Genomic DNA, 6605 nt, shown 5'->3' on the forward strand with positions numbered 1-6605 from the left:
CGCCTCGCGTCCGGTTCGAGCCCGGCGGGCGCACACTGCAGCAGGCACGATGCGGTCACCCTTCACCACCGCAAGAGGCCAGACGATGTCCACCGCCGTCCTGTTGATCGACGTCCAGCAGTCTTTCACCGCCCGCCCCTACTGGGACCCGGCGGCAGCACCCGCCTTCCTGGAGCGCGTCAATGCGCTGCTCGCCGGCGCTGCCGAACGCGGCCTCCCGGTCGTGCGCATCCTGCACACCGACGGGCCGAAGACGGCCGACAACCCGTTCTCGATCGAAAGCGGCCTGGTGCGTCCGCTGGACGGCCTGGCACCCTTCGATTCGGCGGCGCGCTTCGTCAAGGAACGCCACAGCGCGCTCGTCGGCACCGGCCTCACGGTCTGGCTGCACCAGCAAGGCATACGCCGGCTGATCGTCGCCGGCATCCGCACGGAGCAGTGCTGCGAGACGACGACGCGCCACGCCAGCGACGAAGGCTGGGAGGTCGACTACGTCACCGAAGCGACGCTGACCTTCCCGATGACGACGCCCGCCGGCCGCACGCTGAGCCCGGCCGAGCTCTACGAACGCACCGAGACCGTGCTCGCCGGGCGTTTCGCGACGATCTGCAGCGTCGAGCAGGCTTTGCAGCGAGCCGCATGATCGACCTGGTCTTCGTCGTCCTGCCCGAGACGCTGCTGCTGGACCTGGCCGGCCCGGCGGAGGTCTTCCGCATCGCCAACCAGCAGTTGCTGCGCCGCGGCCGGCGGCCGGCCTTCAGGCTGCGCCACGTCGGGCCCGAAACGCAGGCTTCGAGTTCGGTCGGGGCGACGATCGCGGCCCTGGAGCCGCTGCCGGCGGCGTTCGACACCGAGTCCTGGGTCGTGCTGCTAGGCCAGCCCAGCGGCTGCGAGAGCGCGCTGATGCGCCCGCTGCCGGGACACTGGACGACGACGCGGCGCTGGCTGGCCGAGGTGGTGGCGCCGCGGCTGGGCAGCGGCGTCGAGCTGATGACCGTCTGCGCCGGCGCGCTGCTGGCGGCCGACGCCGGGCTGCTGGCCGGCCGGCGCTGCACCACGCACCACGAGATGCTGAGCGAACTGCAGCAGCTGGCGCCGAGCGCGCAGGTGCTGGCCAACCGCCTGTTCGTCGCCGACGGCCCGGTGGCGAGCAGCGCCGGCGTCACCGCCGGCATCGACCTGGCGCTGCACGCGGTCGCACGGATCTGCGGCGAAGCGGTGGCGGCGGCGGTGGCGCAGACCCTGGTCGTATTCCACCGCCGCGGCAGCGAGGACCCGCAGCATTCGCCGCTGCTGGCCGGCCGCGAGCACCTGCACCCGGCGCTGCACCGCGTGCAGGACGCGGTGCTGGACGACCCGGCCGCCGACTGGCCGCTGGCGCGGCTGGCGGCGATCGCGCACGTCTCGCCGCGCCACCTGGCGCGGCTGTTCGCCGAACACGTGGGCAGCAGCCCGCGCGAATGGATCGAGGCGCTGCGTGTGGCGCTGGCTGAACGGGCGCTGCGTGAAGGCCGAGCGACCAAGCAGGCGGTGGCCGACGCCGGCCTGGGCGGCACGCGCCAGTGGCGCCGCATCCGCGCCCGGCGCCGACCGGCTGAAACCCCCGTATAGCCAAAGGCGAAGCGGCCGCTACGATGGGCCGATGAACTGCCGCCACGCCCTGCCCGCCCTGCTGCTGGCCGCCGTGCCAGCTTTCGCCCAGGAGACGCTGCCGCCACTGCCCGCGACCCGCGGCGCGCTGCTCTACGACACCCACTGCGTCGCCTGCCACACGACGCAGATGCACTGGCGCGACAAACGCATCGCCACCGACTGGGCCAGCCTCAAGGCGCAAGTGCAGCGCTGGCAGGCCACCGCGCACCTCGGCTGGAGCGAGGCCGACATCGAGGCCGTCGCGCGCCACCTAGACGAGCGCATATACAGGTTCGGTGCCCCCGGCCGCCGGGCGGCGGCCCAGGGGGCGGACGCCGGCTGAGCCTCGGCCGTGGCGCGTGAGACCGCGCGCCAGCCTTCGTCAGCCGCGCAGCTTGGCCAGCAGCCCCGCGGTGCTGGCGTCCAGCCCGGCAGTGTCGCCCGAGGCCAGCCGCGGCAGCAGGTCGCCGGCCAGGGCCTTGCCGAGTTCGACCCCCCACTGGTCGAAGCTGTTGATGCCCCAAAGCGCACCGCTGGTCCAGACGCGGTGTTCGTACAGCGCGATCAGCGCACCCAGCGCACGCGGCGTCAGCTGGTCGAGCACGAAGGTCGTGCTCGGGCGGTTGCCGGGGAAGCTGCGGTGGCGCGCCAGCACCTCGCGGTCCAGCGTCGCCGACGCGGTCGGCGCGTGCTCGGCGCGTGCGACCGCGCTCGTCTTGCCCTGCATCAGCGCCTGGCTCTGCGCCAGGCAGTTGGCGAGCAGCTTGGCGTGCAGGTCGGCATGCGGGTGCGTCGGCCGGCGCACCGCGATGAACTCGACCGGGATCACGTCCGTGCCCTGGTGCAGCATCTGGAAATAGGCGTGCTGGCCGTTGGTGCCGGGTTCACCCCAGACCACCGGGCTGGTCGCGAACGGCAGCAGCTCGCCTTCCAGGTCCACCCGTTTGCCGTTGGACTCCATCTCGAGCTGCTGCAGAAAGGCCGGCAGCCGCGCCAGGCCCTGGTGGTAGGGCGCGACGCTGCGGCTCGTGAAGCCGTGGAAGTTGCGGTACCAGACGTCGATCAGCCCGAGCAGCAGCGGCAGGTTGCGTTCGATGGGCGCCTCGGCGAAGTGGCGGTCCATCGCGTGCGCGCCGTCGAGCAGCGCGCTGAAATTGGCGGCACCGACGGCGATCGCGATCGGCAGCCCGATCGCGCTCCACAGCGAATAACGCCCGCCGACCCAGTCCCAGAAACCGAAGGTCGTCGTGATGCCGAAGGCCGCGGCGGCGGCGACGTTGGTCGTCGCGGCGGCGAAGTGGCGCGCGATCTCTTCGACCGTGCCGCCCTGCTGCAGGAACCAGGCGCGCGCCACCTGGGCGTTGGCCATCGTCTCCTGCGTCGTGAAGGTCTTGGAGGCGACGATGAACAGCGTGCGTTTCGGGTCCAGCCGCGCCAGCACCGGCGTGATGTCGTGGCCGTCGACGTTGCTGACGAAATGCAGCCGGCGCCCCGGGTCGCCCCAGGACTCCAGCGCGCGCACCACCATCTGCGGCCCGAGGTCGCTGCCACCGATGCCGATGTTGACGACGTCGGTGATCTGCGCATCCAGCCGCACCTGCTCGGCGTAGGCCAGCATCGCGTCCCGCACCGCCTGCACTTCGGCACCGTGCGGCGCGCTGCCCAGCGGCGCACGCAGCGCGGTGTGCAGCACCTCGCGGCCCTCGGTCGGGTTGGCGACGGCACCGGCCAGCATCGCGTCGCGCCGCGCCGGCAGCGCGCACTCGCGTGCGAGGTCGGCCAGGAAGTGCAGCGTCGCCGTGTCGATCAGGTTTTTCGACAGGTCGGCGAACACTTCCGGCGCCTGCAGCGACAGCGCCTCGAAGCGACCGCCGTCGCGCGCGAAGGCTTCGCGCAGGTCCAGTTCGCGGCCATGGGCCTCGTAGTGGCCGGCCAGCGCGGCCCAGGCTTCGGTGCGGTCGCAGCGTGTCATCGTCTCGCTTCCTCGATCAAGGTGTCCAGCGCGCGGGCGTCGGCGGCGAAGGCGCGTATGCCTTCGGCCAGCTTCTCGGTCGCCATCGCGTCCTCGTTGAGCGTCCAGCGGAAATCGGCTTCGTCCAGGTGCACTTCGGGCAGGTCGGCGGCCGACGCGTCGGCGAGGTCCAGCGCACGCGCGACCGGGCCCTCGGCCGCCTGCAGCTGCGCCAGCAGTTCGGGGCTGATCGTCAGCAGGTCGCAGCCGGCCAGCGCCAGGATCTGCCCGACGTTGCGGAAACTCGCGCCCATGACCTCGGTGGCCAGGCCGTGGCGCTTGTAGTGGCGCCAGATCGCCGTCACCGACTGCACGCCCGGATCGGCGGCGCCGCTGTGGGCCGCGACGTCCCAGGCGGCACCGGCACGCGCCTTGTGCCAGTCGAGGATGCGGCCGACGAAGGGCGAGATCAGCGTCACGCCGGCGTCGCCGCAGGCCACCGCCTGGCCGAAACCGAAGAGCAGCGTCAGGTTGCAGTGGATGCCTTCGCGCTCCAGCACTTCGGCCGCGCGTATGCCTTCCCAGGTCGACGCGATCTTGACCAGCAGGCGCTCGGGGCCGATGCCGGCTGCGCGGTAGAGCGCGGCGATGCGCCGGCCGCGGGCGATCGTCGCCGCGGTGTCGAAGGACAGGCGGGCGTCGACTTCGGTGCTGACGCGGCCGGGCACGACCTTCAGGATCTCGAGGCCGAAACGCACCAGCACCTCGTCGACGATCTCGTCCAGCGGGCGTGCGGCGTGCGCGGCGACGGTCTGCGCCAGCAGCGGCGCGTACTCGGGCTGGCGCACCGCCTTCAGGATCAGCGACGGGTTGGTCGTCGCGTCACGCGGCGCGAACTGCGCGAGCTGGTGGAAGTTGCCGGTGTCGGCGACGACCGTCGTGTACTGCCGGAGTTGGTCGAGCTGGTTCATGGGGGAAGCGGGAGGCGTGATTCGGGATTGCACCGCAGCCAGCCGCACGCGCGTGTGACGGACACGCCGGGCGAGGCCGGACACCGGGCCTCGCTATGCTAGGCGCCTTCGGGCGCGGCGTCGCGCCGCGCCGGGCACGTCCTTCCACTCCCACCTCATGTACGCAAGCTTCTACGGCCTGCAGCGCGACCCGTTCTCGATCGCGCCCGACCCGCGTTTCCTCTACATGAGCGAAGCGCACCGCGAGGCCCTGGCGCACCTGCTTTACGGCCTGGCGGGCGGCGGCGGCTTCGTGCTGCTGACCGGCGAGATCGGCGCCGGCAAGACCACCGTCTGCCGCTGCTTTCTCGAGCAGGTGCCGGCGCACTGCGACGTCGCCTACGTGTTCAACCCCAAGCTCGGCGTCGTCGAGCTGCTGCAGACGATCAACGACGAGTTCGGCATCGAGGTGGCGCCAGGCACGACCACGGTCAAGGGCCACGTCGACGCGCTCAACCGCTTCCTGCTCGACGCCCACGCCAAGGGCCGGCACGCGGTGCTGGTGATCGACGAAGCCCAGGCGCTGTCGGCCGAGGTGCTGGAGCAGCTGCGCCTGCTGACCAACCTCGAGACCAACGAACGCAAGCTGCTGCAGATCGTGCTGATCGGCCAGCCCGAGCTGCGCGGCATGCTCGCCCGGCCCGAGCTCGAACAGCTCGCCCAGCGTGTCATCGCGCGTTACCACCTGCCCGCGCTCAGCGCCGCCGAGACCGTGGCCTATGTGCGCCACCGGCTGGTGGTGGCCGGCCTGACGGCGGAACAGCCTTTCGACGACGAGGCACTGGCGGCGCTGCACCGGCTTTGCGGCGGCGTGCCGCGGCGCATCAACCTGCTCGCCGACCGGGCGCTGCTGGGCGCCTACGCCGGCGGGCAGCGCCGGGTCGGCCGGGCGATCGTCGAACGCGCGGCACACGAGGTCTTCGGCAGCGCCGTCGCGCCCGACAACAGCTCGCGCCGGCCGCTGGTGGCGGCGTTACTGGGTCTGGCGACGCTGGCCGTAGTCGCGCTGGCCTGGCAGGCCGGGCGCGGCGACAGCCAGGTTGCGGTGGCGACGCTGCGGCCGGCGGCCGCGGCACCGGCCGCCAGCGCCGCGTCGGCCGCGGCCCCCAGTGACGAGCCGGTGCTGGCGGACACCCAGGCGCTGCTGGCGCGCGCCAGCGCACGCGAGGCCGACGGCTGGCGGGCGCTGGCCGCACGCTGGCAGGCCGAACCGGGGGCGGGCGAACCGTGTGCCGCACTCGGTTCGGCCGGGCTCGCCTGCTGGCGCACGAGCACCAGCCTGGCCCAGGTGCGTGAACTCGGGCGTCCCGGGCTGCTGACGCTTCGTGGCGCCGACGGCCGTGGCGGCGTCGCGCTGCTGACCGGGCTGGACGCCGAGCAGGCCCGCTTCGCCTTCGACGACGGCACCAGCGCCCGGCTGCCGCTGGCGGCGCTGGCCGAGGTCTGGCGCGGCGAGTTCGCGACGCTGTGGCGGCCGCCGCCGGGCTGGGGCTCGCCGGGCGACGCCGCGGCGCTGAACGCCTGGCTCGACAGCCGGCTGCCGGGCAGCGGCACGCTGCCCCCGCGCATCGTCGCCTTCCAGGTCGCGCACGGGCTGCAACCCGACGGTCGCGCCGGCCCGCTGACGCTGATGCAGATCCTCAAGGCCAGCGGCGGCGACGAGCCGCGGCTGGCACTCGCCCGCTGACACCATGTCCTACATCCTCGACGCCCTGCGCCGTGCCGAAGCCGAACGTGAACGCGGCGCCGTGCCCGGGCTGCATTCGCAGCCGAACGCGGCCCTGACACCCACCGCCACGGCTTCGCGGCGCACGGCCTGGATCGTCGGCGGCGCCGCGCTCGCTGTGCTGGCCGCCGCCGCTGGCGGATGGTGGTTCGCCGGCAGCCGCTCCACGGCGGCCGAAGCGCCGCGGCTGGTCGGCGCGCCGGCACCGGCTGTCCGGGATGCGGCGCCGGACAACACCGTGCCGCCGCCACCCGCGCCCCAGCCGGCGGTGACGGCCGGGGCGGCG

The 6605-nt window shown here is 73.2% G+C and carries 6 protein-coding genes and 1 pseudogene; 5 read left to right on the forward strand and 2 right to left on the reverse strand.

Going from position 1 to position 6605, the window contains the following annotated elements:
- Positions 1-85: 85 nt before the first annotated feature.
- The 3 genes from CKO43_RS17285 to CKO43_RS17295 are packed head-to-tail and all read left to right on the forward strand — an operon-like array spanning position 86 to position 1975.
- Positions 86-643 (forward strand): cysteine hydrolase family protein, encoded by a 558-nt coding sequence (locus tag CKO43_RS17285; RefSeq protein ID WP_200231004.1) that lies wholly within the window; start codon positions 86-88, stop codon positions 641-643.
- Positions 640-1611 carry a GlxA family transcriptional regulator gene (locus CKO43_RS17290; protein WP_200231006.1) on the forward strand — a complete coding sequence of 324 codons (972 nt, stop codon included), beginning with the start codon at positions 640-642 and terminating at the stop codon, positions 1609-1611. The genes CKO43_RS17285 and CKO43_RS17290 overlap by 4 nt, the downstream gene beginning before the upstream one ends.
- A 31-nt stretch (positions 1612-1642) precedes the next feature.
- Positions 1643-1975 (forward strand): cytochrome C, encoded by a 333-nt coding sequence (locus CKO43_RS17295; protein WP_200231008.1) that lies wholly within the window; start codon positions 1643-1645, stop codon positions 1973-1975.
- A 39-nt stretch (positions 1976-2014) separates the two neighbouring features.
- Here CKO43_RS17295 and pgi read toward each other — a convergent pair whose 3' ends face one another.
- Together pgi and tal are read right to left on the reverse strand one after the other, a co-directional pair.
- Positions 2015-3604: a glucose-6-phosphate isomerase gene (gene pgi, locus CKO43_RS17300; protein ID WP_200231010.1), complete on the reverse strand. Its 1590-nt coding sequence runs from the start codon at positions 3602-3604 to the stop codon at positions 2015-2017.
- Positions 3601-4554: a transaldolase gene (gene tal / locus CKO43_RS17305; RefSeq protein ID WP_200231012.1), complete on the reverse strand. Its 954-nt coding sequence runs from the start codon at positions 4552-4554 to the stop codon at positions 3601-3603. Before tal ends, pgi begins: the two co-directional genes overlap by 4 nt.
- Before the next feature lie 157 nt (positions 4555-4711).
- Between tal and CKO43_RS17310 the strand changes: the two genes are divergently transcribed.
- Together CKO43_RS17310 and CKO43_RS17315 are read left to right on the forward strand one after the other, a co-directional pair.
- Positions 4712-6280 carry an ExeA family protein gene (locus CKO43_RS17310; protein ID WP_200379359.1) on the forward strand — a complete coding sequence of 523 codons (1569 nt, stop codon included), beginning with the start codon at positions 4712-4714 and terminating at the stop codon, positions 6278-6280.
- A 4-nt stretch (positions 6281-6284) separates the two neighbouring features.
- Positions 6285-6605 (forward strand): annotated as a pseudogene (locus tag CKO43_RS17315) (general secretion pathway protein GspB); the annotation flags it as partial.

This window comes from Rubrivivax gelatinosus, assembly GCF_016583785.1.
GTDB lineage: Bacteria > Pseudomonadota > Gammaproteobacteria > Burkholderiales > Burkholderiaceae_C > Rubrivivax > Rubrivivax gelatinosus_B.

What these genes read in the sequence shown, in the direction of transcription:
- CKO43_RS17310 (WP_200379359.1), top strand. Translation starts at nt 4,712, where the DNA reads ATGTACGCAAGCTTCTACGGCCTGCAGCGCGACCCGTTCTCGATCGCG.
- CKO43_RS17295 (WP_200231008.1), top strand. Translation starts at nt 1,643, where the DNA reads ATGAACTGCCGCCACGCCCTGCCCGCCCTGCTGCTGGCCGCCGTGCCA.
- CKO43_RS17285 (WP_200231004.1), top strand. Translation starts at nt 86, where the DNA reads ATGTCCACCGCCGTCCTGTTGATCGACGTCCAGCAGTCTTTCACCGCC.
- pgi (WP_200231010.1), bottom strand. Translation starts at nt 3,604, where the DNA reads ATGACACGCTGCGACCGCACCGAAGCCTGGGCCGCGCTGGCCGGCCAC.
- tal (WP_200231012.1), bottom strand. Translation starts at nt 4,554, where the DNA reads ATGAACCAGCTCGACCAACTCCGGCAGTACACGACGGTCGTCGCCGAC.
- CKO43_RS17290 (WP_200231006.1), top strand. Translation starts at nt 640, where the DNA reads ATGATCGACCTGGTCTTCGTCGTCCTGCCCGAGACGCTGCTGCTGGAC.